18 protein-coding genes are annotated in these 23,720 nt (G+C 44.3%); 4 read left to right on the forward strand and 14 right to left on the reverse strand.

From position 1 onward, the window contains the following. Positions 1 to 14 precede the first annotated feature (14 nt). The 14 genes from V3V99_11155 to V3V99_11220 all read right to left on the reverse strand — a co-directional run bounded on the left by V3V99_11155 (position 15) and on the right by V3V99_11220 (position 19,770). Entirely contained in the window at positions 15 to 2,510 is a 2,496-nt protein-coding gene (locus tag V3V99_11155; protein MEE9443209.1) for a protein kinase, read from the reverse strand. A gap of 192 nt (positions 2,511 to 2,702) precedes the next feature. Beyond that, on the reverse strand, positions 2,703 to 4,298 hold the full coding sequence (locus V3V99_11160) for a radical SAM protein (GenBank protein MEE9443210.1): 1,596 nt from the start codon (positions 4,296 to 4,298) through the stop codon (positions 2,703 to 2,705). Positions 4,299 to 4,548: 250 nt separating this feature from the next. Further along, positions 4,549 to 4,902 (reverse strand): hypothetical protein, encoded by a 354-nt coding sequence (locus V3V99_11165; GenBank protein ID MEE9443211.1) that lies wholly within the window; start codon positions 4,900 to 4,902, stop codon positions 4,549 to 4,551. Then, on the reverse strand, positions 4,899 to 5,801 hold the full coding sequence (locus tag V3V99_11170) for a class I SAM-dependent methyltransferase (GenBank protein MEE9443212.1): 903 nt from the start codon (positions 5,799 to 5,801) through the stop codon (positions 4,899 to 4,901). The genes V3V99_11165 and V3V99_11170 overlap by 4 nt, the downstream gene beginning before the upstream one ends. A 5-nt stretch (positions 5,802 to 5,806) precedes the next feature. Next, entirely contained in the window at positions 5,807 to 6,067 is a 261-nt protein-coding gene (locus V3V99_11175) for a hypothetical protein (GenBank protein ID MEE9443213.1), read from the reverse strand. Next, positions 6,057 to 6,296, reverse strand: a complete 240-nt coding sequence (locus tag V3V99_11180; protein MEE9443214.1) for a hypothetical protein — start codon at positions 6,294 to 6,296, stop codon at positions 6,057 to 6,059. The genes V3V99_11175 and V3V99_11180 overlap by 11 nt, the downstream gene beginning before the upstream one ends. A 644-nt stretch (positions 6,297 to 6,940) precedes the next feature. Continuing rightward, positions 6,941 to 10,081, reverse strand: coding sequence for a type I restriction endonuclease subunit R (locus V3V99_11185; protein MEE9443215.1), 3,141 nt, complete (start codon positions 10,079 to 10,081; stop codon positions 6,941 to 6,943). Next, positions 10,078 to 12,192 carry a DUF262 domain-containing protein gene (locus V3V99_11190; GenBank protein ID MEE9443216.1) on the reverse strand — a complete coding sequence of 705 codons (2,115 nt, stop codon included), beginning with the start codon at positions 12,190 to 12,192 and terminating at the stop codon, positions 10,078 to 10,080. Before V3V99_11190 ends, V3V99_11185 begins: the two co-directional genes overlap by 4 nt. Continuing rightward, positions 12,189 to 13,499, reverse strand: coding sequence for a restriction endonuclease subunit S (locus V3V99_11195; GenBank protein ID MEE9443217.1), 1,311 nt, complete (start codon positions 13,497 to 13,499; stop codon positions 12,189 to 12,191). The genes V3V99_11190 and V3V99_11195 overlap by 4 nt, the downstream gene beginning before the upstream one ends. Further along, entirely contained in the window at positions 13,496 to 15,049 is a 1,554-nt protein-coding gene (locus tag V3V99_11200; GenBank protein MEE9443218.1) for a class I SAM-dependent DNA methyltransferase, read from the reverse strand. The genes V3V99_11195 and V3V99_11200 overlap by 4 nt, the downstream gene beginning before the upstream one ends. Before the next feature lie 1,001 nt (positions 15,050 to 16,050). Beyond that, complete coding sequence (locus V3V99_11205; GenBank protein ID MEE9443219.1) at positions 16,051 to 16,278, reverse strand: hypothetical protein; 228 nt, start codon at positions 16,276 to 16,278, stop codon at positions 16,051 to 16,053. A gap of 180 nt (positions 16,279 to 16,458) precedes the next feature. Next, a complete protein-coding gene (locus tag V3V99_11210; protein ID MEE9443220.1) occupies positions 16,459 to 16,773 on the reverse strand; it encodes a hypothetical protein in 315 nt (104 codons plus the stop codon). Continuing rightward, the gene (locus V3V99_11215) at positions 16,761 to 19,385 is read right to left on the reverse strand and encodes a CHC2 zinc finger domain-containing protein (GenBank protein ID MEE9443221.1); all 2,625 of its coding nucleotides are present in this window, start codon (positions 19,383 to 19,385) and stop codon (positions 16,761 to 16,763) included. Before V3V99_11215 ends, V3V99_11210 begins: the two co-directional genes overlap by 13 nt. 169 nt (positions 19,386 to 19,554) lie before the next feature. Next, positions 19,555 to 19,770 carry a helix-turn-helix transcriptional regulator gene (locus tag V3V99_11220; GenBank protein ID MEE9443222.1) on the reverse strand — a complete coding sequence of 72 codons (216 nt, stop codon included), beginning with the start codon at positions 19,768 to 19,770 and terminating at the stop codon, positions 19,555 to 19,557. A 148-nt stretch (positions 19,771 to 19,918) separates the two neighbouring features. Between V3V99_11220 and V3V99_11225 the strand changes: the two genes are divergently transcribed. The 4 genes from V3V99_11225 to V3V99_11240 all read left to right on the forward strand — a co-directional run bounded on the left by V3V99_11225 (position 19,919) and on the right by V3V99_11240 (position 23,720). After that, positions 19,919 to 20,296 carry a helix-turn-helix transcriptional regulator gene (locus V3V99_11225; protein MEE9443223.1) on the forward strand — a complete coding sequence of 126 codons (378 nt, stop codon included), beginning with the start codon at positions 19,919 to 19,921 and terminating at the stop codon, positions 20,294 to 20,296. A gap of 92 nt (positions 20,297 to 20,388) precedes the next feature. Next, positions 20,389 to 21,255 (forward strand): hypothetical protein, encoded by an 867-nt coding sequence (locus V3V99_11230; protein ID MEE9443224.1) that lies wholly within the window; start codon positions 20,389 to 20,391, stop codon positions 21,253 to 21,255. Between the two features lie 9 nt (positions 21,256 to 21,264). Next, complete coding sequence (locus tag V3V99_11235; protein MEE9443225.1) at positions 21,265 to 22,845, forward strand: recombinase family protein; 1,581 nt, start codon at positions 21,265 to 21,267, stop codon at positions 22,843 to 22,845. Positions 22,846 to 23,396: 551 nt separating this feature from the next. Continuing rightward, entirely contained in the window at positions 23,397 to 23,720 is a 324-nt protein-coding gene (locus tag V3V99_11240; protein MEE9443226.1) for a hypothetical protein, read from the forward strand.

Genomic DNA, 23,720 nt, shown 5'->3' on the forward strand with positions numbered 1-23,720 from the left:
TTTTTTATCTTTAATTATTTACATGTTTTGAATTCTTTTAGCATTTTGATTGCATTTTCATACCTATCCAAGGGATTAAAGGACAGTGCCTTCCTTATGAGTTCAACAAGTTTTACATGTTTATTGCCTAGTTCTTTTTGAAGTTGATTACATGAGTTATTCAATATTTTGGATACTTCATTAGCCTTACCGACATTAAAACCTTTTGAACTTGACAGTTTCTTCATTATTTTTTCATAATTGTTTATTTTTCCAGAGTTATTTACTGGGTGCCTCAGCATGATCAATTCATAAAAAATCAAGCCAAGAGAAAACACATCGCTGCGCTGACTTATTGGTATAGCAGTTATGTAAAACTCGGGTGCTTTGTAATATGGATCTCTAACCTTATCGTCAAGAGTATTTATGGGTTGGGCCAAAAATCTTGCTAATCCGTAGTCGACTACTATGGGACGCTCACTTTCGTCTTCAATCATAATGTTGGCAGGTTTTAAATCCGAATGAATTAATACGCTATTTTTCTTTTTGCGAGAATGTAGATACTGCACGCCTTTAAGAATCTCCTCCATATAAACGAGCATCTTTGATAGCTTTAGCTTAGTCACTTTCGCCTTTATATCAGCAATCACTTTCTTTAGGTCTAAGCCCTTAACGTAATCCATAACTACATAATACCTTGAGTTGTACGGAAATATTTCTATATATTTTATAACATTCTCATTTTCAAATTCATTAAAGGGAATTTCCAATTCCATGAGCGATGGTACTTCGTCTTGTACTTTGATAGCCACCTTCCTTATTTCTTTTTTCTCTTCGTAATTAGCCAAATACAGGTTCCCTGACTTCCCTCCGCCCAGCCTGGATTCTATATTATATTTGCCTATTGCCTCCTTAATCATACTTAACTTTTTGATATTCACGATACATTCGAGAAATAATAAAAATAGGTTACGCATCTTTTCTTCATTTATTGGCGGATTTTTCTCGAATCTAAGTGCAAATTCCCTACAAATGTCATCTCTCCAAGACTTTCCTAACTCAGCAATTCTCAAGTTCCCGGAAAAACAGACTATTACAAAGCCGCTTTTATTAATGTCAATAAACCAGTGTTTCTTTGCCCCACGCTGCACGAGCTTAATTCCGGAATTCATGTATTTCTTGCATTCGTTAATTCTCACAAAACGACGAGAAAACTCACTTTTAATAACACTAATGAACTTATCTGTTATATCACCAGCACCATTCGTGAAATTCACAAAATTATCTTCGATTTGCGAGGCTAACTTCTTGGCCAGTTCTGAAATACGTTTATCCCCATCAGGTTCTGCCACAACTTCATGGCTAATACTATCATCAATTGTATATCCAACCATCATAATATGAATCTGAAATAAATCTCTCTCTAGCCTTAAAATATCACGCTGAGCCCTGGTTTTTAGGCATACGGGCTTTACTTCCGCATTTGATATTCTCAGTAACCTTTTATCACCTAGAAGTTGTAAATATTCACTAATCACCCTTCCGCTTATAGATTCGAACTTTGATTTATGGACATTTGCAGAAATAGTCAATTTGATTTCTTTTTTGGGATACGGTACCGAAGAAATGGAGCGCAAATCTGTACCCGCCTCATGGGATAATATTTTCGTCAACTCATTTATGTTGGTGGAATCATCCATTGTTATCTCAAAATCACATATTCGTTCGTTGGGTGGTTTAATGATCACAGACAGTGCATTACGCTCACTATCAAGTCGTACTGTGACATATATTCGAACTGAGTTATCAAAGGTGATATGAGATTGCTTGAAAATTACTTCTAATAGTCCTTTCAGAATGGTGATATATGTTTTTTCGTTTTTGCCGCGGCATATTTTCACCTCGTCATCATTTATATGGACTTCTTTCTCTAATGAATTACTATCTCTAGGTTTATAATAATTTTCTTTCCAACATTGTTCGATCGAAAGTAAGGGACCCTTATAATGTAATTTCTTGTTCTTGCCTATATATGTTTTTTCAAAGCACTCAGCAATCTTGAGTAACTTCAGCTCTTTTGCCCGCTTCCACAATATTCTATTTATATTGGAATAATCGCATGGTATCTGTCTCGCTAATTTCCGGATTTGATTTTCTATTCCCTGCATAATCCCAATAGCTGAAGCTTCTGAATATTCAGGATTGGCGCAATCAATACCGTTGATTGTGCTCATATTCAAATAGAGTGTCTCTTCATCCTTTATTAATTTAATTAGATCGTGAGCGGCTTCAGTCTTATTAGGCATTTTGAATCGAAAATTGTACAATGTTGATAATTCCTTCCTCAGGAAGGGTGACAGCACTAGTTCATATTTATTCGCCTCTACCTTAACGTTTTCATGGTAAAGGAAATTCGCAAAAAAATTGTTCTTCTCCAATCCTATCGCGTCACCCATGTAGGATGGCATAGGCAACAGCCAGTCTTTGCAAGATTTATCCCAATAAATAACGCTCGAATGGTATAACTTCATTCAAAGTCTCCCCAGCTTGCCCTTGCACAGACACAACTCTATTTATAGGCCATTATCGTCGACAGTGAATATATAACAATCATTTATAAGATTAATGTTCTCGACCATCAGCTATTTGAACCTCCATAGCCCATGAGTTTTCCGATTCAGGATATGGCCTATTAACTATTGCCCAATAGTCATTTACGCCAGCTATTGAATTTCATACCAGATACGCCGTTTACCGGAGGGAAAACTCTCAGCCACCATACTCTCTATTCTGATTGTTGAGCCTTCCCCTGTCTTAATTGATTTAATCATAAAATCTTTTCTAGGCCCTGTCAAGGCATTTTTTATACTGGCTGGGAAGCCCTCTCCGATTTTAGAGCGATGTAAAGCGGAGATGCTAAGTTGGATTGATTTATATTTTCCGATTAGTATCTTCAAACCTCCGGTGTCGATGTTCCCCGCCCAAGGATAACTCAATGCCAGATCAGTGGTTGAGTCTTGCTGTAAATTTATTACGGAATCATCCCAATATTTTTCCATTGGTGTATTGATCTCGGGATGATAATACCCATATGAAATTGAGCCAATATAGGCCAGATTCTTTTCAACAAAATCTACAGTCTGTAATGCATCGGGCAAGGTCTCAGTCGGCAACCCATACATAATCAAAATCCGATTATGTATGCCAGCTTCAGCGGCAAACCTGATGATCTTTTGTGTTGCATCAAGGCTGTAACTTTTGTTTATAGTCTTTAGAATTCTGTTGCATCCGGATTCCAAACCCCAATTGATACATATACATCCGCTCTTTGCCATTTGCTCAATAAGTTTTTTACTAAAGGCTTTTTCGAATTTGGCAAAAATTATCCATTCTATATTAAGATTTGCGACCAGTAGGGCTTTACTAAGCTTGTCCGCATAGTTTGGCGAAATGATAGCATCTGAGAAATGGATTGTTTTCGCACCAAATGAATCAGTCAATACTCTTATGTCTTTAATTACTTTCTCGATATTTCTCACCTTATATTTGGGCTCAAGTAACGGATAGGAACAAAAAGTACATTTCCCCCAATAACAACCCCTTGAAGCCTGAATAGGGAATGTTGCTACCGTATCATATTTGTTTAGATCTTTCTGATTAAATATTGGAGTTGGCAAATTATCCATATTTAATTCACAATGTTTGACACATGTTGCCGGCGAGCCATCTCTATTTAAAACGTGATTCGGGACTTCACTAATAGGTAGTTCCCCTCCCAATGCCAAAACCAACCTGTAAAGGGATTCTTCTCCCTCGAATACTATTAGGCTGTCAATAAACGGGAACATTCCAAGTTTTGGGGCTAGCTTTTCTCTCACGTGACTGCACCAAGGTCCTCCGATTACTATGTGAATCTGAGGGATTCTTTCTTTTATTAAATTAGCCAACGTAAAAGCTGGGACTACCTGGTTGGCGGCAATAATCGATATTCCAAGAACTGAAGGTTCTCGACTTATGACGGTGGAAAGGATATTTTCTTCAAAGTAACTATAGTATGGATTCGCGGAAGCATCGGTAGAGGCGGCATGTAGATCATCAGATGAAAACGTACAATCACTAAGAGAAATATCAGAATATAGAAGGTCATGATAACCCAGCTGGCTGCTATCTATTTCCGCCTCCCGGGGAGAAAGGCTGCAGTATTCTCTATTGAATATACTAAAATTAATTAGTAGTTTGCGATAGAAGGGCTTTGATATTATCTCATGCTCTACTTCATGCTTAAATTGTTGTTTTCTTAAACCGACAACAGCGGCCATTCTTTTGGCCAATTCAATATCTTTACCCTCGACAAATTTCCCTTTGTTCAGAATTTTCCATCTTTTCTGAAGATTATGATAAATGATGTTAATCTGTTCGGATTTATAGAAGTGATTCCAAAATTCGACATTGGCGTCTATTTGACTAACCTCAATCCCTCTCTCAGACAAATAGGCAGCCAGCATTGCCGTGCTTAGATAAGGTGCCTCCGGAAGCCAAACCGGAGGAAAAACCAGCAAGACATTGAAATTATGACTTATCTTCATCATCTGCATATTCCAACTTGATATGACAGATTCCGTCAATTATAGCCTTTTCTACGTTGTAATGACGGCCGTCTTCTTTTTCGAACAAACCCTGAATTATCCCCATATGACCATCACAAATTAAAGTACATCCATTCCGCGCATAAGAGCAATTAATACAGCTGATATCTATTGCTTTAGATGTCATCTCAGAAATTCTATGAGAAGTAAGTTCGCCAAATATTTTATCCAGACTTAATTGTGCATTTAGTGGAAGCCAGATTGTATCAGTCTTATCTAAAAGTAGCTTCCGCTTAGCAAACTCTGCCCAAAAATCTTTTGATGATAGTGCCTTCATTTTTTTTGCGCGATCATTATAGTCTGAGAGCCCAAGTATTTAAACGGGTATAACCCGGATAGAAAATTATTCAATAGCGAAGCTAAAATATTTTCCGCAGGCAAGGGTTTTACTCCTATAACCTTAATTATCCGAAACTTGTGAGACACAAGGGTCTTAATAATTTGTCGAGTAGAAAAGCACATACGCATTGAAAATAAGCCAAAAGTTCGTTGATGAAAAATGGGAATTGTTGGTCTTTCTTTTGAAAACATTCTTTTTCCAACCTCGATTACACTCATGGATGGATACGAAATTATAACAACTCCATTTCTCCTAAGCACTCGTGATATTTCCCCGACTGCTCGGTTGGGATCAGGTACATGTTCTAAAACGAAGCTGCACAATATTGATCCGAATACTTCATTTTTAAACGGTAGATCCCCTGCGTCGCCATTCATTTGCAGACCAATAATTTCTTCATCTGATGGAATTTGTTGTGAGTTTTTAATGCATAGATCTAAGGATAAAATCTCTGATTTGCCATTAAAGTAATTTCCAGGGCCGGATCCCAAATCCAAGATAGGGTCTTGGATAAGGAATTTATTCACTAGAGGCGATAGGTATTTTCCGAATATTGCATAGGTATCAATAAAAGGGCTGTTGCTTCCAAACAAGCGTGAAAAGTATAAATTTAGGTGATTTACCGCCTTCCTCTCCCCAGAAGACCCAGCCCAGCATTGCTGCATAGGATCAATTATGAGAGGTTGGCTATCAACCACCTGTAAATATGCCCCGATATCTGATGGTCTTAGCGCACACTTGAATATACCATTATTGTCAAAGACTAAGCCATAGCCCCAAAAATCTTTATCATAAATAATGTGAATAGAATGCTTGCCGATATTGGAATCAGTCATAATCCCTAAGAAAACTCAAGAAATCCTTTATGATGACATTCTGAAATCATTTTCAAGATGTCATCTCTGAATTGAATTGGATCTTTAGGTTTGTATTTATCTTGCAGAAAATCAAAAATTTCAGAGATTTTGCGTCCACCAGCGCAAAGAAAGATTATGTCAATAGATAAAAGATCATCCAATGCAAGAAACAGATCACGGTTCTTAGAATATAGAGAAACCGCTACGTCCGGATTGAGATATGGAGTCCTATCGTCATTCATCATCCTTCCTGCTACCTTTTCCTATTTTTGTAGAAGAAGAGCTTATGCTTGTCTCAATCTCATCAAATGGGAATGGTCCTCTAATAAACCTATAAACGGGACCGCCGCCTTTGGCTACGATAAGATCATCGTAGTTGTTATACCCCTTACGATTAGTTCTTCCACCGAAAATACGATAACTTGGTCTGACCTGCCCACTATTCTCCTGGGATCTATGCACATTTTTTGCCATCGTACACCCCTATAATTTATTTACGAAATTCTATTTTCTTTGGGCAGTATAATTGACTATGCATAAGCAAGCTACTAAATAAAATATATGCTTCAACCGCCCATTGTCAAGCGATAACTGGGCCAAAGGTGATCTTCTACGTTCCTTGGAACTGATTTCTATTTCCATATATCGGCAGACACAATTTCAAACTTTATTGACACAATTTCGGATTTTATTATGCAATTGTCAAGGACGTATGTAAACAAAATAACTCAATGACGTAATCCCTTTTTATTCAATAAATTAGATGCATATAATCTCTTTGCAAAATTGTCTATCTACCTCGCTAATTAAGCATTAGATGACATTCTCCCACAATGTATCCTCGTTGATGAATTTGGCTTTTATTTCCATCATTTTTGGTCCATACGATCATTGAACAGGCCTCATAGCTCTTTAGGCTATCGGGTGCCGGTTCCAAAAGCAATTAAACCTCAGCCAATCCTGACAAAAATGGCTGGAGGACTAACTTAGAATGTGGTACAATAACTGGGGGCAGGTCAACTTTTCTAAGCTCTCCGCGGTACTATTCAGTCATTATTTCATGCCGTCTCCTGGTTGGCGCGAACATCCATTCGCCGAAAACGCTATATTATTTAGCCTCATGCTGCCGCATACACACTTCGCCCAGCTCCATAGTAGGCGTCATAGACGTGCTGGAATATGGCTGTAGTTTTTTGATCAAATAGCTCTGGAGTGTAAACACTCGGCAATCCCTCGTCTAGAAGTTTCTCAATGGTCACCCGCACTTCTGCGCGGGCCTGCTGGCGTTTACGCCAATCGAGTACCAGCTTGCCTTCCTTGAGAGTGATCAGCAGCTCCTGGGCCGTGGCTTTGACCTTTTCCCGGTCCGCCTCGCTCATTTCAATGTTGGGCTTGGTCAGGAGATCGAAAAGCACCAACTCCTCTTCAGTAAGCTGTTCGCCCACGGCCCGGAGTTCTTCTTTATCCAGACTCTTGGCAAAGGCCACCAGTTGTTGGAAGAACTCCTCGGCATTGAGGCTGCCCGCGTTGTAGGCGTCAATCATCGCCTGGAAACGCTCCAGATAATCAATACGCGTGCGGTTGAGTCGAACCATTACCATCAGCTTTATCGATATCTTTCCTTTGAGCCTCTCGTTTAAAGTACGTTTACGGCTTGTCTTGAATCTCTCGGCCAGTGCCTCAAAGTCTATGTTACTGAGATCAATTAAATGGTCATCGCTTTCGGGTGGACCTGTCTCGCGAATGACATAGCCTTCGGTAGCGATGGAACGATCGAGCAATCCCTCCACCTGCTGCATAACTTTTGAGATGTCCGCCACCGGGGTCAGCGCGCGGATTTTCTCGGTGATGACATGTATGGGTGTCACCTCGGCGGCAAATTCCCGTGCGGCGGGATCAGGTAGCACCGCCTTATACAGCCTCCTCACCGTGTTGGCCAGGTCGAGAAAGCGGCGCTTAATCTCCTCGGAAGCTACCAGCGCTTCCACTGCATCATCGAGCAGGCCGATGCGGACGAATCCCTCGGCATTCCGGATGGCCGTAAGGTCCACCTCCTGTCCCAAACACAGGGCTTGGGTTTCCTCCAGTGCCTGCCGCAATGCCGCTACCAGAGCCTTCTTATCCTCCACCGGCTTATTACCACCGCCACCCGCACCGTAAATAGCCAGCGCCCGCTCCAGATTGCGGAAGACACCAGTGTAGTCCACGATCAGACCGTTTACCTTGTCGGCATAAACGCGGTTGGCCCGAGCGATGGTTTGCATCAGCGTATGGTTGCGCATTGGCTTATCAAGGTAAAGCGTCGAGCATATTGGCACATCAAAACCGGTCATCCACATGGCGCATACGAAAACCAGTCGGAAAGGATCGTCCGGGTTCTTGAACTTGGTTTCCAGGTCCTCTTCGACCATGCGTTTGCGATGTGGGCGGATGTCCAAACCTTTTTCGGCCATGTCCGCGATTTCGTTCTGCCCCTGAGATACCACGACCGCCATATCGGTTTCTGCCATATAGGCGATTAGGTTTTCAATCTCCCGCCGGTTGTCTTCGCTCGCCTCGGTCAGTTCCGTCTGTAACGCTTCGATTTTTGCCGCCCAGTGTTTTTTCACCTTGTCAAACATGCGGATAGCAGTGGCCTTGTCGATACAGATTATCATGGCCTTGCCATGAATGCCCCGCCCTGTGAAATGCCCAACCAAGTCTTCTGCAACCGCCTCCAAACGTTCATCGCGGGTAATTAGATGGTACTCGCGGGCAAACTCCCGCTCCAGCTTTTTCTCCTTCGACTCGTCAAGTTCGGCCTCTTCCAGCAGGCGCTCCATGTCCTCGTTAAGGTCCTCATTGACCAATTGCAGTTCGGGGATACGGTTCTCGTAATAAAGCGGCACTGTCGAGCCGTCGGCCACAGACTGCTGGAAATCATACACGCTGATATAATCGCCGAAGACTTGACGGGTTTTTTCCTCGCCCACAATCAGTGGCGTTCCGGTGAAGGCCAGGAAGGCGGCATTAGGCAAAGCCGTGCGCATGTTCAGAGCCAGCATGTCATATTGGCTGCGATGAGCCTCATCGGTAACTACAATAATGTCATCACGATTGGAAGCCTCCTCCTGCTCCCGAAACTTGTGAATCAGGGTGAAGATATAGCGGTGATCCTCGCCAAGCAATTGTCGGAGATGGGAACAGCTTTCTGCCTGGGCGCGGCCTTCCGTCACTACCCCGGACGAGACGAAGTTTTTGTATATCTGTCCGTCCAGCTCTTTACGGTCTGTGACGATCACGAAGGTCCAGTTACCCGGAATCTTTCGCAACACCTTCTGTGCAAAGAAAATCATCGAAACGCTTTTGCCACTACCCTGGGTATGCCAGAAAACCCCCAGTTTACCTTCCCGCTGGCGGATTTCGGTCAAAGCCTCCAGCGCATTGTTGACCCCCAAATATTGATGATTTTTAGCCGTCAACTTGATCAATCCGCCCGAGGCTTCCTGAAACAGTGTGAAGTTTTCCACTAAATCCAACAACCGCGATGGCTTACAAATACCACGTAGCATGGTCTCAAGTGACACGCGGCCGGCCTCGTCCTCGCTTCCCACCTTCTTCCACTCGTTGAAATGTTCCCATCCGGCCGTAACGCTGCCTACTCGACTTTGGCTTCCGTTGGAAAGGATAATTAGGGCATTAGGCCAAAAAAGCTGAGGTATGGTGTCTTTGTAGTCGCGCAGATTGCCAGCAAAGGCTGTCTCCAGACGACGGTGAACGGCCTTGAGTTCGATCAGGATCAGCGGCAGGCCGTTGACAAAACCCACCAAGTCGGCGCGGCGGGTGTGCATCTCGCCGGTAACCCAGAACTGGGAGCAGAGCAGAAAGTCGTTGTTCTCCGGGTTATCGAAGTCAATTAAACGCAGCACCTCCACTGTCTCGCCGCCCCCTTCAGGGTCGGGAATGGGAACGCGCACGCCATCTTTAAGCAAATGGTAAATCTCGCGGTTTGCGGCTGCCATACTCAGGCGCGAGCGGTCGCGGGTCAGTTCTTCAATAGCTTGGCCAATCGCCTCAGGCGACGCTTCGGGATTGAGCCTTTGCAGGGCCGGGAGGAGCCCGGAGATGAGGATGACTTCAGCCCGCGTCTCGCGGCCCATTGTGCTCGCTCCAGAGTCGAACTCGTGATACGCATTGACCGTCTCCCATCCCAACTTCGCCAGCAATTCAATGGCTGGTTGCTCGACTAAGGCGTCTTCGGTATAACCAGTGGGCGTCAATGTTCGCTCCCATTCCCCATTTGACGGTCAAAGGACTGGCGCACCAATGCTATAATATATGGTAGCTCCTCAACCGAGGTGAAACCGACTTCCACATCACCATTACCCCAGCGACTGACATTGGTAACATCCCGACAGAGGCCGCGAGGATCGTTAATATCAGCAAAATGCATATTTAGCGCCAACCTCAATCGCTTTGCCTGTGGTATTACATCGACAAAGTTGGTTTCGGCCTTGTAGGCCACATAGAGTTTTAGAAACTCCTCGCTTACTGCTGGATCGAGTGCCAAAACCTCTTTACGAAATGCCGCAAAAAGTTCTTGTCCCAAGCCACTGAGGAGATGAGGATGATCATCGATTGAATAGCCTGTTGTTGATTCTACCTTGGGCCGATAGGCGGTCAGGATATCGGCATCCAGTTTTGGGGCACGCCATACTTCTACTACCGAATCCTTCAATCGTTGGGCGCGCGCTTTGATCGTTTCTTCATTCCAATTCTCAAGCTGACCAAGATCCTGGTTTAGTTTAAGCGGGCTTTCCTTAAAGCCACCCTGCATATTGCGTTTCTCGCCAAAAGTCCGGTCACCATATTCCGAATTGTATCCGGTCAGAGTCAGGTTGCCGAGGGTATGGAGCCAGGTATCTCGGATACGTTCCCATTCCGTGCCCAGAGCTTCTTTCCACTCTTTGGAAAGCTTTTCATTCTGAGGCAGGATATGCTCAATGGTATATTCGGCCACCTCAACGCGCTCCTTACGGCCATAGTTTTCCAGCCGCCTCAGCCAGTAACTGCAACTCCTGAAATTGTAGAGATTACGCACCGGCAATTCCCGTTTGAACTCCTCATCATTCGGGAAACGCCGATAGGAAGGAAGCAGAAGCAAATGGGCCTGAACGCTTTCCAGATAGCGGTCTTTTTTCAGAGCCTTTGTAAAGGTAGCGAAGGTCTTGTTGAGCGAATTAGTGGGGATGGCGCAGACGGCCCGGCGGAAGACATAAGATTCAATGAATCGCACCGTCGACACAAAATCATTCTTCGATAATATGTCCTTCGTATAATCGTGATAAAGTTCCAATAGGAAGGGATACGCCACATCCACCTTGAGCTCACGCAGGTCGCGAAAGGCGAGCTTGAGGTTTTGATCAGTCTCGGCTCCCAAAGCCATGGCACAAAAATAACGCGCAAAGTCTCGAATGTCGAAAACTAATGACTCCACCCCTGCCTCCGCTATAATAGGGGAGCGGGCATGAGCCTTAAAGGCATCGTATACGGCGTCCAATTTTGGAATATCGCCGGTCTTAACCGTCAAATAATGTCGCATGAAGCTGTCGAAGTGGGTGCCGTAGGCCTCCTGCCCGAAGTCCAGTTCCATAGGCCGCCAGAAATTCTCATAAAGGCGAATCTGCAAGTCCGGCTCCAGGCCCATCAAAATGAAGTTGCGGATTAAATCAGCCTGGGTTAGTTCCCGCCCGGTGGAGTTCATACTTTCAAAGATTAATTGCGAATTGTCCTGATCCCGGTTTAGCGCAATGTCCACAACCACCAGCTTGGCAATCCCATTGCATAGTGCGGTAAGATCACCCGCACATCCAGCAATCCATGTTTCAAAGAGTTTATAGTTCTCCGCGATACGCCGAGAATAATCTTTGGGTTGTTCGTTTCCGGTTACAACGGCAAGAAGCGAATCTTTGTCAGTCTGGGATAGAATTAGTTTATAATGACGCTCGTCTTTTTCTTCCGGGTTGATGAGATAGTAATTGCGTAACTTCCGGGGTGAGAAGCCCTCAACCGGTTCCCGGTCTTCATCCGGCAGATTATCCAGAGCCTTCGCCACTGCGGCTATCAGCAGCGCCATCGTGGTCAGGCGTTGTTGGCCATCAATAACCAGAAGCGGCGACTGGTACGTCACCTGATACAGTCCCTTTTCTATATAGACGATGGAGCCGACAAAATGAGCAGACACCTTTTCGTTACTGCCGGTGCGCAGGATATCGTCCCAGAGCTGCCTGCACTCACGCTCGGTCCAAGAATATGTGCGCTGGTAAATGGGAATAACAAACTGAGGTGACTTCTTTATAAAGTCTAAAAATCTTGCTTCGGTAGCTTTCATATTTCGACCTCCTCGGGAAAGGCAATATCTAACTCCAAAACATCTATCTCGCCGGATATGAGCTTGGGCAACAGCAGATCGCGGGTGCGGCGGAGGGTAGTGTTTTTTCGGCCAAAAGTAGCGATCTCTGAAAACAATGGAACACACAGGTCACAAAAGCGTTCCTGCAAATCCGCCGGTGGCACGCAACGATTTACCTTCTCAAGGTAATCTGACCATTTGAAATTAGAAATTCCAGTAGACTGTACTTGGTATTGCTCTATCTCACCAGATACATAAGCATCCAAGAAAGATAAGTAAAGAAGCTCGGACGCATATTGCTGTGAATCTGGCCGAATCCGTTTACAAAAACTAGCGCATATTACAGAGTCACCATTAAAGGCTGCGAACAGTTCAGATGATATTAATAAGGATCTACCTAACGGTTGGTCTTTACTACCACCAGACACTTCAAAAATAATATCACCCGGCATGAGACAACGTGATTTCAAGTTCGATGTTGTATGATACCTGAAAGGGACCTTTGAACAATTGCAGAAACGCGCATCTGGAATATCTGTGCCACGAATTACCCATGCAGGCACGGTGTGCCTCTCATCTGCGACATCCTTCCCCCATCCACCGCCAATATGCTCCGCTATGAGTGAGCCGAGCGCCTTCACCTCCCACCCTTCTGGAATCCGGCCGAGGGGAGAATCGGTGAAGCGGGCGTGCTGGTGGCCGGGGAAGCGGAACTTGACGAACCACTCGCGGTAGAGGTTCTGCGCCATCTCCTCCAGAATCTTGATCCGCTGCAGGTTGTTCTCAATCAGGTCGTCGTAGGCCGAGAGTATCGCCGCGATCTTCCGTTGGGTGGATAAGGAGGGGACGCGGATGTCAACTTCGGAAAGGCGCCCTCGTGCCAATTCTGTTTGACCCGTTGCTCCTTCACCCAGAGTCTCAATATACTTTTCGGCATCGAATAAAGCATAGCCAAAGTACCTGCCATCTAGTTGTTCAAGATCGGGTCTTACGATTGTGACGTGAGAGTCAACAATCGTGCTATTGACTGGTTTGAGGATTTGGGCCACCCGTCCCAAAGTTCCAACACCTGTAGAGTTAACGAGTCCATCCCATTGACATACGAACTTCTCGGGCTTAACCGATGTTTTCTCACTGTCAGAAAATCGAATCCTGCTGAAATCAACGCGCTGCTCCCGAATGCATCGCTGATTAATCACGACATAACCGTTCTCGTCGTACTTTGGTGAGATTCCACGAGATATAAACGTTGTAACCTCGGATAGGGGCTTTTTACTTGCCATCATTCCTTCTCCAACAACTTGACCACGTTCTCCGCGATCCGCTCTTCCAGTTCCCGCGCCTCGACATTGAGGACCTCCAGTTCCTCGTTCAGTTCCCCCAGCCGCTCATTAAAGTCAAAGTCGTCCTCGGTGCGGTCGGCTACGCCCACATAGCGGCCGGGATTGAGGCTCCAACCCTGGGATTCGATCTCGTTCAGCGTTGCCACCTTGCAAAGTCCTGCCACATCGGCATACTTGGGTTTCTTGCCGAAGTTTTCGGTCAGCAGTTCGAAGCTGCCGTGCAAATTCTCCGGTTCCTCGCCTCGGTAGAACCGGGCGATGTTGGCCAAAAACTCAATCTGTGCCGGGGTCCAGTCGCGGTGAGCGCGGTCGATCTGGCGGTAGAGGTGGCGGGCGTCGATAAAGAGAACCTTATCGGCGCGGTCGGTCTTGCGCTTGCTATTGTCGAAAAACCATAGGGTACAGGGCAGGGTCACGGTGTAGAAGAAGTTGGAACCGACGGCCACCATCACATCCACGGCGTGAGCTTCGATGAGCTGTTTGCGGATGTCCAGTTCCGAGCCGCGGGCGTCGGAGGCGGAGTTGGCCATGACGAATCCGCCCCGGCCGGTGTCGCTCAGAGCACTGTGGAAAAGTTGAATCCAAATGTAGTTGGCGTTGTCGGTGCGTGGCAGGCCGAAGGGAAAGCGCGGGTCGTCCTTGAGCCGGTCCTTGTCAACCCGATTTACATTAAAAGGCGGATTGGCCATTACGAAATCGAACTTGCCAGTGGAGCGATGCAAATCTTCATAGTAAGAGTTGCCCTGACGGATGTCGCCAGCAAGTCCATGCACGGCGAGGTTCATCTTGTTCAGCCTGACAGTTTCAGCAACCCTTTCCTGTCCGTATATGCTCAGTTCGGCGCCAGGATTCTTTTTGCGTTCCTCAACAAATCGGGCGCTCTGTACGAACATGCCGCCTGAGCCGCAGGCCGGGTCGAAGATGCGCCCATGGAATGGTTCGATAATACCAACAATAAGCTGGACGATGGCGGTAGGGGTGAAGAACTCGCCGCCCTTCTGGCCCTCACTCATGGCGAAGTGGCCAAGGAAGTATTCGTATATCTTGCCGAAAGCGTCTCCCTCGATATCCATGGGGACGGAGTTCATGGTCTTGAGCAGTTCTTTAAGCAGGGCGTTTTCAAAGCGGTTGTAGGTCTTGGGCAAGACGCCCTTGAGGTCGGGATTATCCGCCTCGATGGCGCGCATGGCGTCATTGATGGCCGCGCCAATGTTGGATCCCTCCGGCAATTTAATCAGTGCCGAGAAACGTGCTGCTTCGGGCAAATAGAGCACCCCCCGAGCCTGATAGTCGGCAGGGCCAATCTTCCGCCGTCCGCCGCCAGTGCCGGTCAATTCCATTGCCGCCGTCTGGAACTTGTGGTCGGCATATCGCAAAAAAACCAGTCCTAACACGGGGACAGAATATTCAGAAGATTTCAGTTTGGAATTAGCCCGCAGTTCGTCTGCAGCTGCCCACAGGCGGGCCTCAATCTGGTTGCCATTATGATTCATCCTTCCTCCCAAGGGCCGGATAATATACCTGCCAAGATTCGTCGAGTCCTTTCCGGACATGGCTCACCTTTGAAGAGGGTTGAACTCTCTCTGCTTTTCAAGCAAAAATGGGCAAGGCTGCCTCATAATTGTGTCCATCTTTTCCCAAATCACGGAGCCATATCTTAAATTATTTGTAAATACTTTAACTATATAAGATAACCCACGCAATTGAAGATGTCAACTCTGAGAACGCCCGAAAGCTCAATTGAATCTTCTGAATACAGGGGTCAGCCGGAATCAAGTCCTGTTGATAAGCTTCAAGGCGGCAAGCGCGGCTTTGACATCTCCGGCCGCCAATTGAGATCTCAGTAGAAACGGATTTTTCAGCAGGGCATCAATGGTTTTATCGTGTTCTTTCTGGCATTTATAGGTTAGATTATAACAATGTCTGCACCCGAAATATTTACCGTTCGGGGGCAAGTATAACTTCCCTACCCTTCTTTGGCAGATCCGATTTTCAACCACACATGGACAGATAAACCAATATCGCCTGCCACCGAAATAACAAGGCGTAGTTGTCAAATCAATTCGATAATTAAAACTTTGGGATTCCTCCTGGTGCTGATCTATGAGAGTATACGTCATCTCAAGATAAAGATTCTCGTGGAGATCACTCCTAACCCAGTATCCAAAGCTGCAGATCACTTTCCCTTGTCTATTTCTATATTGTAAACTCCAATATTTCCCTGGCCCACCCTTGAAGACTCCGTCTTTGGACATTTTGATCACATCCAAAGCCCAACATTGTTCAACCGTTTTTCGATTTGACCATTCCCACCTGCCCATTCGCTCCTCCTGGATTTGTTTTATCAGATTTTTACCTAAATCATTACACAAAATGTGCACTTTCAGGTAATCTCAAATTACTGTAATTCGTTAATTAGTAGAGCGTTATGGTTGAATTGCGCCATTTCCGGTTTGTGCACAATTTGTCCACTCATTTACGAAACGAAGCCAAGTTATGATTGCCCAGAAATATCAACATCGATAGCCATAGGAACCTGAGGATTCTCGCCTTTTCTTGCTGCTTGAAATCTTATGAGTTCATGCAAGGCTTTATAAATCTGTTTCTCAATTGTGGTCTCATACCGAGTCAGGTTCAGCCAAGCACCATTCTTGCCAAGCTCTCGCGAAACAACCCTATTCCAAGCTTTGGCATCACCAAATTCTATTCCATTCCAGTCCACACTACATTCAGCTAATTCAGCCTCTAAAAACTCGGTTTCGACATGCAGTACTCGTCGTAGCCGTCAAGTAATATCTCCTTGCTAAGTATGCCATGCTTCAAAGCATTATACCGAGTCAAAGAAGTGTTTTTTGGCCCAGTTGATTTTTTAGCATTATGGCGGTTTGCCTCTATTTTCTTCCTAGTGGTTTGCTTTGTCATTTTTCTCCTCGCCTGATCCTTTGAATTTTCCCTCAATTTCCTTTATGGTTTCCTCAATCGATCGACCACCATTCCACCAATGGAATCGCCTATCGCTTGAAAACGGTATGACCAGATCGTCGTATTGATCGATAAATGGCTTATGTCCCGTCTCCCTCTTGCTAGGTTCGTCCCTGTTGTCATTGGGCATAATTCCGTTTTGCCTACGATAACAAGCAATCAGACGTTCTCGAAGAGCCCGATGTATCTTAGGATCAAGTTGTTCAATCTGAGCCTTAAGACCTATTGTTTCCATAGGGGAATATCCTCCTGATATGTATTGATTAAAACCTCAGTATCCTCAGTATGGTCAGTTTCATCAGCCATCACTCCAGGTGATGCTGAGGTTACTGATGTTACTGAGCTTTTGCTCAAGCCGTATTTCTCCGCAATTCGCTCCAATTGGCCCGAATCCCAAATCATGGCAGATGTGCCATCGCTCATTTTGGCCTTTTTGATTCCAAGTGCCGAAAGCCTTTTTCCTACAAGTTGTGGAGTAAACTTATGTCTTTCTGATCTATCTTCATTTATTGCGCTCAAAATCTCTTTCTGCTGTAATAATCCATGTTCCACTTTATGCCTGAGAGCCAATGCGGCCTCCAAGATTTGGGCTTCAATTGTTTCGGACTTTTCGAGTCGACGCTCACCTTCCAGTTTCTCTATAAGGTTGATTAGCGCAGCTTCCCGGTTCGGCCTCACCACGCTTATTATTTGAAAAATTGGCTTAAGGATATCACCAAGCCTTCCAAGAGCTGGTTTTGGCCTATCCGGGAGGGATTGCTCCATGTGTCTGGCACGAAAACAAACCAACCTTTCCTTCAACGGCAGGGCTAATTCGGGTGTCACATCATTTTCGAATTGCTTGGATGTTTCCGGCATATTGATCTGGATTGCTCGGGTACCGAGAATTCGGTGAACTGGTTCATTGGTCCCGATAATGGTTGGTCCAAAGACTTCATAGTAAACCATATCTCGATGAGCACCACGTTCAGGGTAAAGCACACGTGGTACTTTGCTACCTTTCTCAAACCTCAAAAGAAGAATATCTTCGCTTCCATTTTTCTCAGCCTTTCGCCAAATATCCTTGACATCAAAGAATAAGGTAGCCTGGAGATCGTTGGCTACTCTAATAATATAGGCGTCTCGGAGCGATTCGACATGTATACCGCGGTAAGCCAGATTGATAATTCCTTTGCCCGTCCGAGTCTTTCCACGTTCCGGCACTGCGAATAGGCAAATGATCGGAGTATATTGAATCTGTTCGCGTAGATATGTGTGAAAATCCCAAGCCGTAATGAAGTCATAATACTCATCCGATGGTAATTCCGAAATTCGCTTATGATAATCTCTCAAATCATCATACAGGGCGCCATCGCTCTCTTCAGGAGTCAGTTCTTGTTCAATATTGTAAAATTCAAGTATCTTTTCTCCTCGAGGTAATAGCCATGGGATTTGCACTTTAGGCGGTGGTGTAAAAATATCTCCGTCAATTTCTACTTCCGATTGTATCTCAACTCCATCGCCATTTCTAACAAGAAACGCTGGCTCGCCGCAATTGGAAACGAGGTCGATTAGGCCATCAAAATGAGCAGTATATTTGGCTGTGTCATTCTTACTGGATGATTTATTTCTCTTTGCCTTACTTTCTTCTGATTCCTTCTTAATAAGCCTCCTATATGCGTCGATATCATCTTTTTTCAAATCGAACCGCGTCTTTATTACATGCGAGAGATACGCCTCGGCAGTGGCTGGATCAGTTTTTGAAATATCCAGCAGAATCGGCTTCAATCTCTCCGCTAATTCCACCTTATTCGTCTCAGGCGAAATACAGTTAATCTTATATTTGATCAGGTCTTCAGCTTCTTTCTTTATCTTCTCGAAATCTTCATTGGAATATTCTCTAAAATAATCATTAAGATCAAAACCATCCGGAAGCCGAATTATCCGGGCTTGGTTTCCTAATTTTTCGGCAATCTTGAGAGCAGCGGATTCACCTGGGGAATCAGCGTCCATACAGATATAAATCCGTTCACAACGTTCAAATTTATGGATATATTCATCTTTAAAACCCCCTGTACCATAGATGCCCACCGAAGAATACCCAGCCTGCACAGCCGCAATGCAATCCGGTATACCCTCTGCGATCAGTACCATCTTCTCGTATAACATATCCTCGTTAAACAAGTATTTAATCTTTCCGGGCATGTGTATATATTTCGGTTCTTGATTATCGAGACATCTTCCAGTCAGGTGCATAGCTTTGCCATGCCGGATATTAGGGAAAATAATGCGCTTATAGAAATAATCCCGGAGGACACCATCATCACCCTGTTTTAGTAGGCCTGTTTGTATACACGCTTCCGCCGGATATTCTTTAACCTTCAGCAAAAAATCCCTCAATGTCCCATCAGCATAGCCGATTTGAAAATCTTTTATCGTTTTCTCCGTAAAACCACGCTCCTTTGTCAAATATGCCTTTGCCTGATGGGTCAATCTCCCGTGGTAAAAACTTACGGCCTCGGACAGGATTTCGCCGTAAATTCTTCTTTTCTCAATATCCTCAGCTTCCTGGCTGGTAAACGATGGGTTTGCCACACCGGCTCCTGATGCGAGTTCTTTAACGACATCCATAAACCCCTTTTTCTCAAATAGTATGAGGAATTTAAAGACGTCACCTCCAATTCCGCATCCAAAGCACTTGAAGAATTGTCCGGCTTTGTGAACATGGAAACTCGGGTTGTTGTCTTTGTGGAATGGGCAGAGCCCCCAAAGCCTTGAATCCAATCGTACATGCTGGCCAATAACTTGGGCGATATCTACATTTCCGCGAACCTTATCCAAAAATCGACGAAGCTCAGAATTACTCATGCGGTCACCTTTTCCTTAATTAAATCGCACCTATTTTTAGGGAATTTGGGATTGTTATATGAGGTATTCACTTCCCCGTTGTGACCGCTAACTCTGTCTTCAAGAACCTTGCGAGCAATAAGTCGGGCCAGAATCTGTAAGCCCATATTTATATTGTTCTGACTATCATTCATTTTTGAATCTCAAATAGCTCATCAAACGACAGGTGTTCAAAATATTTCATGATTCTATCCCGCATATCAGGTGACGGCATACGTTTACCATTCAATAGCTGCGATACATAGCCGCTTGATATGCCGAGCCGATAAGCTAACCAATTCTGAGATCTATTTCTCTTGGCCAGTAGAATCAGGATCGCTTCTTTTTTCAGGGCCACTTTAACCATACAAACACTTTTCCGGTGTTGACAACTGCTTATTATTGTAAGTATCGCTTACGCTAATGTCAAATTAAAAATGCTCTCTAAATAAAAATAGTGCTTGCAGGATTTAGCAATATCTTATATACTATTCTCGACCGGAAAGGAGGTATGTTTGAAAACGCTGGGTACATATTTAAAAAAAGCTAGGCTGAAAGCTGGACTTTCACTTCGAGAAGTTGAAGAGAAGGCAGATGTTTCAAATGCATATATATCAATGATCGAAAGCGGTCACAGGGTGGACCCGCATCCAAAAATTTTACGAAAGCTTGCAAAAGCTTACGGCCTGGAAATGCAAGAGGTCATGGATCATGCCGGTTACCTCAGTATGGAGGCCGATAACAAAAGTGAAGAAGACGAAGTTGAAGAATGGTACCGAAGGGCAATCGCTGATCCTGAGTTTTCATTCGGGCGTCGTTCAAAAGACAAGATCGACTATCCCGCAAAAAAAATGGTAGCCATGATGTATAAGCGTCTAAAGGAAAAGGGGTAAAAAAAGTGGATTTTATAAGATCCAATCAAGATAGGGCCCCATTGGAGGTGTTTTGTCAGAGGTTCTTAAAGGCTTATGGTATACAAGGCCTCATGGACTCTGAGCTTCTGGCCACCCAATTAAAAAAACACTTTGGTTTTTCTGGCGTGCTTAGACTTCAAGATCTAATGAATCTCGCTCCTCGGTTAGGTATATCTTCGATTACACCTTACGCTCCGGCTTCCAAAGAACGGGGTGCGTTTGGCAAACTTGGGCAGCATATTGAGATACTATTTAAAGAAGATGATTGGGATGGTTCGCAAGAACATTCAATCGGCCATGAATTGCGAGAAATCATCGGCAAAGTGGCGAGTGAATTAGATCCTAACTTCGTTGATGCTGAGGGTAATGAACTCGAAGATATTGCTGACTCTTTCTCCGCTGCATTATTTATGGATAAAGAGAGCTTTTATGATGATATGATCTCCACGGGATTTGATCCTATAACCCTTAGGAATCATTACCACAAGTCTTATATAGGAATAATGGGCAGAATGGCGACGATACTAAGATTCAAAACACCCAGAGAATTTATATGGGTGTCTGTATTAGAATCAGATTCCACCGCACCTGCAGGATATTTTCGGGCGAAATGCTTCCATCGGAGCCCTCGATATATTCCAAAGGTTCGATATCAAATACCCAATTTTTTGTTCCCGAAACGTGGCCAATTAGTCCCTATTTTAGGTAATATGAAAAAGGCTTTTGAAAGCAAGAGATCAGTTTATATCCGAAAACTCAACGGGCTTGATTTTTGGAATCAGTATTCACTATCAGTAATTATCCGACCGGTCATCTGGGCAGGTAAAGTGGCCAAATTACTGGTTATCGCTCTTCCTGAATCTGATGCATATAAACTAAGGCCACAGCTAATATCAGCCAAACCCCTCATAACTGATGAATCATTTCAGGTTCTGTAGAGGCATATCATGAAAGCTGTTTTATATGCAAGAGTATCATCAGAAAAACAGGCAGAAAAGGATCTGTCAATTTCCGCCCAGCTCAAAGCTATGCGTAAATATGCTACCAAGCATGAATATACAATTGTTAAAGAGTTCGTTGATAAGGCCGAGAGTGCCCGAACCGCTGACCGGCCGGCCTTTCAGGAAATGATATCATTTGCGCGAGCGAAGACGAAACCGTTTGATGTTGTACTGGTTTGGAAATTATCTCGTTTCGCCCGCAATCGTGAAGATTCGATTATATACAAATCTCTTCTTCGGAAACGCGGCATTCAGGTAATCTCCATCAACGAAAATCTTGATCAAACTCCTGCGGGAATACTGCTTGAAGGTATGATAGAAGTAATCGATGAATTCTACTCGATCAATTTATCTCAAGACACTAAGCGAGGCTTGAGGGAAAACTCAATGAGAGGATTCTGCAACGGCGGTGCTCCCCCATACGGATATCGACATAAGCGTGTGATAGACGGCAATGCCACCCGGCTTACTCTTGAGATTGATCCGGACTACGCCTCCATTGTAAAGAAAATCTACTGCATGAGTTTAGAGGGGAACGGTGCAAAGGAAATCGCCAAAACCTTAAATGGTGAGGGGATAAGAACTGCCAGGGGTAATCTCTGGGATAGTTACGGAATCTTGCGTATTCTCAAGAACCCCATGTACATTGGTGTATACATCTATGCCCGACATCGGCAACTTAAACCTGGCGAAGAACGGTTTGAAATCAAGGGTAAACATCCTGCCCTTATAAAAGAGGACGATTTCAATACAATTCAGAAGCTGATCGAGAAACGATCTTTTAAAGGCAGTCATCCTCGGAGAACGGCATCAAATTACCTTCTCAGTGGGTTATTATATTGCGGCAAATGTGGGAAGGCTTTGCAGGGAGGATCAGCAAAGTCCGGCCAATATCAATACTACTCCTGTTATAATTACCTGCGTCGCGGGAAATCAGTCTGCGATTTAAAAATGATTGGCACTGAGACGCTGGAACGGGCAATTATAGACAAACTTAAGGAGCGCGTTCTAACTCCAGAACACCTTGCTGAATTACTTGAATTAGTTAATGCGGAAATCGAGTGTACACAGCAGACGCAAAAATCTGAAATTGATACGCTCAATAAGCAGGTTTCCCACAAGCAGTCAAAGCTTGACAGACTTTATGACGCTTTGGAATCTGGAAACCTCGATCTCAATGATCTATCACCGAGAATCAAGAAACTAAAGGCCGAAATAGATCAGCTTCAGGGCAAGATTGGCAGCATAAAATTCGGCTCTGCTGCCAGTGCCCAGATCAGGTCCATATCTAGGGCCGAATTAAGGCGATATACTGATGATCTCTACTCGTTATTGAATGAGGGTGAGTTTTTTGAGCGACGTGAATTTTTACGGTCTTTTATTAAGCGAATCAATATTAATTATCCGCAAGTTGAAGTTATGTACACAATTCCAATAATGAAAAAACCTCCGAAAAAATCGGAGGTTCTGTCTATTGTGGCTTATGGCGGGGCGGACGAGACTCGAACTCGGGATTCTCTGATTTGACAGTTCTGCTCTTCAGCAGCTACAGAATTGTCCCGTGATTAGAAAAGGAATTGGCCTTCAGTGAGTTTGCAATCCGACACGTAGAAGAAGGCTGTGACCAATTTGTGACCACGATCGTCGTAAGTTATTGCATGATATTCAGCGATATAGCCGAAGGGTGGGGGGTATAAGCAAATGTTCCGGCACCAATGTTATTGTAAGCTATTGATTTGTAATGAATTATAACAAATGGAGGTGGGGGGAATCGAACCCCCGACTGAAATAGATAAATGAATTGGGCAAAATTTTTCCGATTGAAACTGTTACCGCAACTAAGAGAAGAATGGCCTAAGATATTATTTTTCAGTCAATTATAGTAACCGCCGTATAAAATCCTTGAGCATTTTATACGGGTACGCAGGATAATTTGTACTGATTTGGACTGACTATGGACACTATTTGGACACCCTGGTGAATTGGATTTTCACTTGATTTTTTAATTTTAACTATTATATTTCTGAACAACTATTTGCGTTCGAGAAAAGTCAATTCATATAGGTTTCGGTATTATTATGTTTGGTGATGCTCCTAAGCATGTAAAATGTTTTGCCTGCTCACTTATAAGTATCGCGATGGTTGGAATTTTTGCGATTCAGGGTGAAGAACTGGCCACCGATCCAGAATTATTAAAAATATCAATAACGCTTTTTGGCCTTTCAACAATAGTATTTTTCGGACTTGGAATTATTTTTCTTTTGTTTGATAGTGGGGGATTATCACGGTCTCGTAGATCGTATTCTAATGATTCGCAGAATGGTGGCTTTTGGAAAGCGTTGGCTTTCATAAGCGGAATAGCTGGAATAATCACAATCGTAAGTGTTGTCAAGGGATGCTGA

The sequence above is a fragment of the Candidatus Zixiibacteriota bacterium genome (assembly GCA_036480375.1).
In the GTDB taxonomy this organism is placed as follows: Bacteria; Zixibacteria; MSB-5A5; order GN15; family JAAZOE01; genus JAZGGI01.

Excerpts from the sequence above, each read along its gene's own strand:
- V3V99_11155 (MEE9443209.1), bottom strand. The coding sequence starts at position 2,510 with ATGAAGTTATACCATTCGAGCGTTATTTATTGGGATAAATCTTGCAAA.
- V3V99_11160 (MEE9443210.1), bottom strand. The coding sequence starts at position 4,298 with ATGGCCGCTGTTGTCGGTTTAAGAAAACAACAATTTAAGCATGAAGTA.
- V3V99_11165 (MEE9443211.1), bottom strand. The coding sequence starts at position 4,902 with ATGAAGGCACTATCATCAAAAGATTTTTGGGCAGAGTTTGCTAAGCGG.
- V3V99_11170 (MEE9443212.1), bottom strand. The coding sequence starts at position 5,801 with ATGACTGATTCCAATATCGGCAAGCATTCTATTCACATTATTTATGAT.
- V3V99_11175 (MEE9443213.1), bottom strand. The coding sequence starts at position 6,067 with ATGATGAATGACGATAGGACTCCATATCTCAATCCGGACGTAGCGGTT.
- V3V99_11180 (MEE9443214.1), bottom strand. The coding sequence starts at position 6,296 with ATGGCAAAAAATGTGCATAGATCCCAGGAGAATAGTGGGCAGGTCAGA.
- V3V99_11190 (MEE9443216.1), bottom strand. The coding sequence starts at position 12,192 with ATGAAAGCTACCGAAGCAAGATTTTTAGACTTTATAAAGAAGTCACCT.
- V3V99_11195 (MEE9443217.1), bottom strand. The coding sequence starts at position 13,499 with ATGATGGCAAGTAAAAAGCCCCTATCCGAGGTTACAACGTTTATATCT.
- V3V99_11200 (MEE9443218.1), bottom strand. The coding sequence starts at position 15,049 with ATGAATCATAATGGCAACCAGATTGAGGCCCGCCTGTGGGCAGCTGCA.
- V3V99_11210 (MEE9443220.1), bottom strand. The coding sequence starts at position 16,773 with ATGGAAACAATAGGTCTTAAGGCTCAGATTGAACAACTTGATCCTAAG.
- V3V99_11215 (MEE9443221.1), bottom strand. The coding sequence starts at position 19,385 with ATGAGTAATTCTGAGCTTCGTCGATTTTTGGATAAGGTTCGCGGAAAT.
- V3V99_11220 (MEE9443222.1), bottom strand. The coding sequence starts at position 19,770 with ATGGTTAAAGTGGCCCTGAAAAAAGAAGCGATCCTGATTCTACTGGCC.
- V3V99_11230 (MEE9443224.1), top strand. The coding sequence starts at position 20,389 with ATGGACTCTGAGCTTCTGGCCACCCAATTAAAAAAACACTTTGGTTTT.
- V3V99_11235 (MEE9443225.1), top strand. The coding sequence starts at position 21,265 with ATGAAAGCTGTTTTATATGCAAGAGTATCATCAGAAAAACAGGCAGAA.
- V3V99_11240 (MEE9443226.1), top strand. The coding sequence starts at position 23,397 with ATGTTTGGTGATGCTCCTAAGCATGTAAAATGTTTTGCCTGCTCACTT.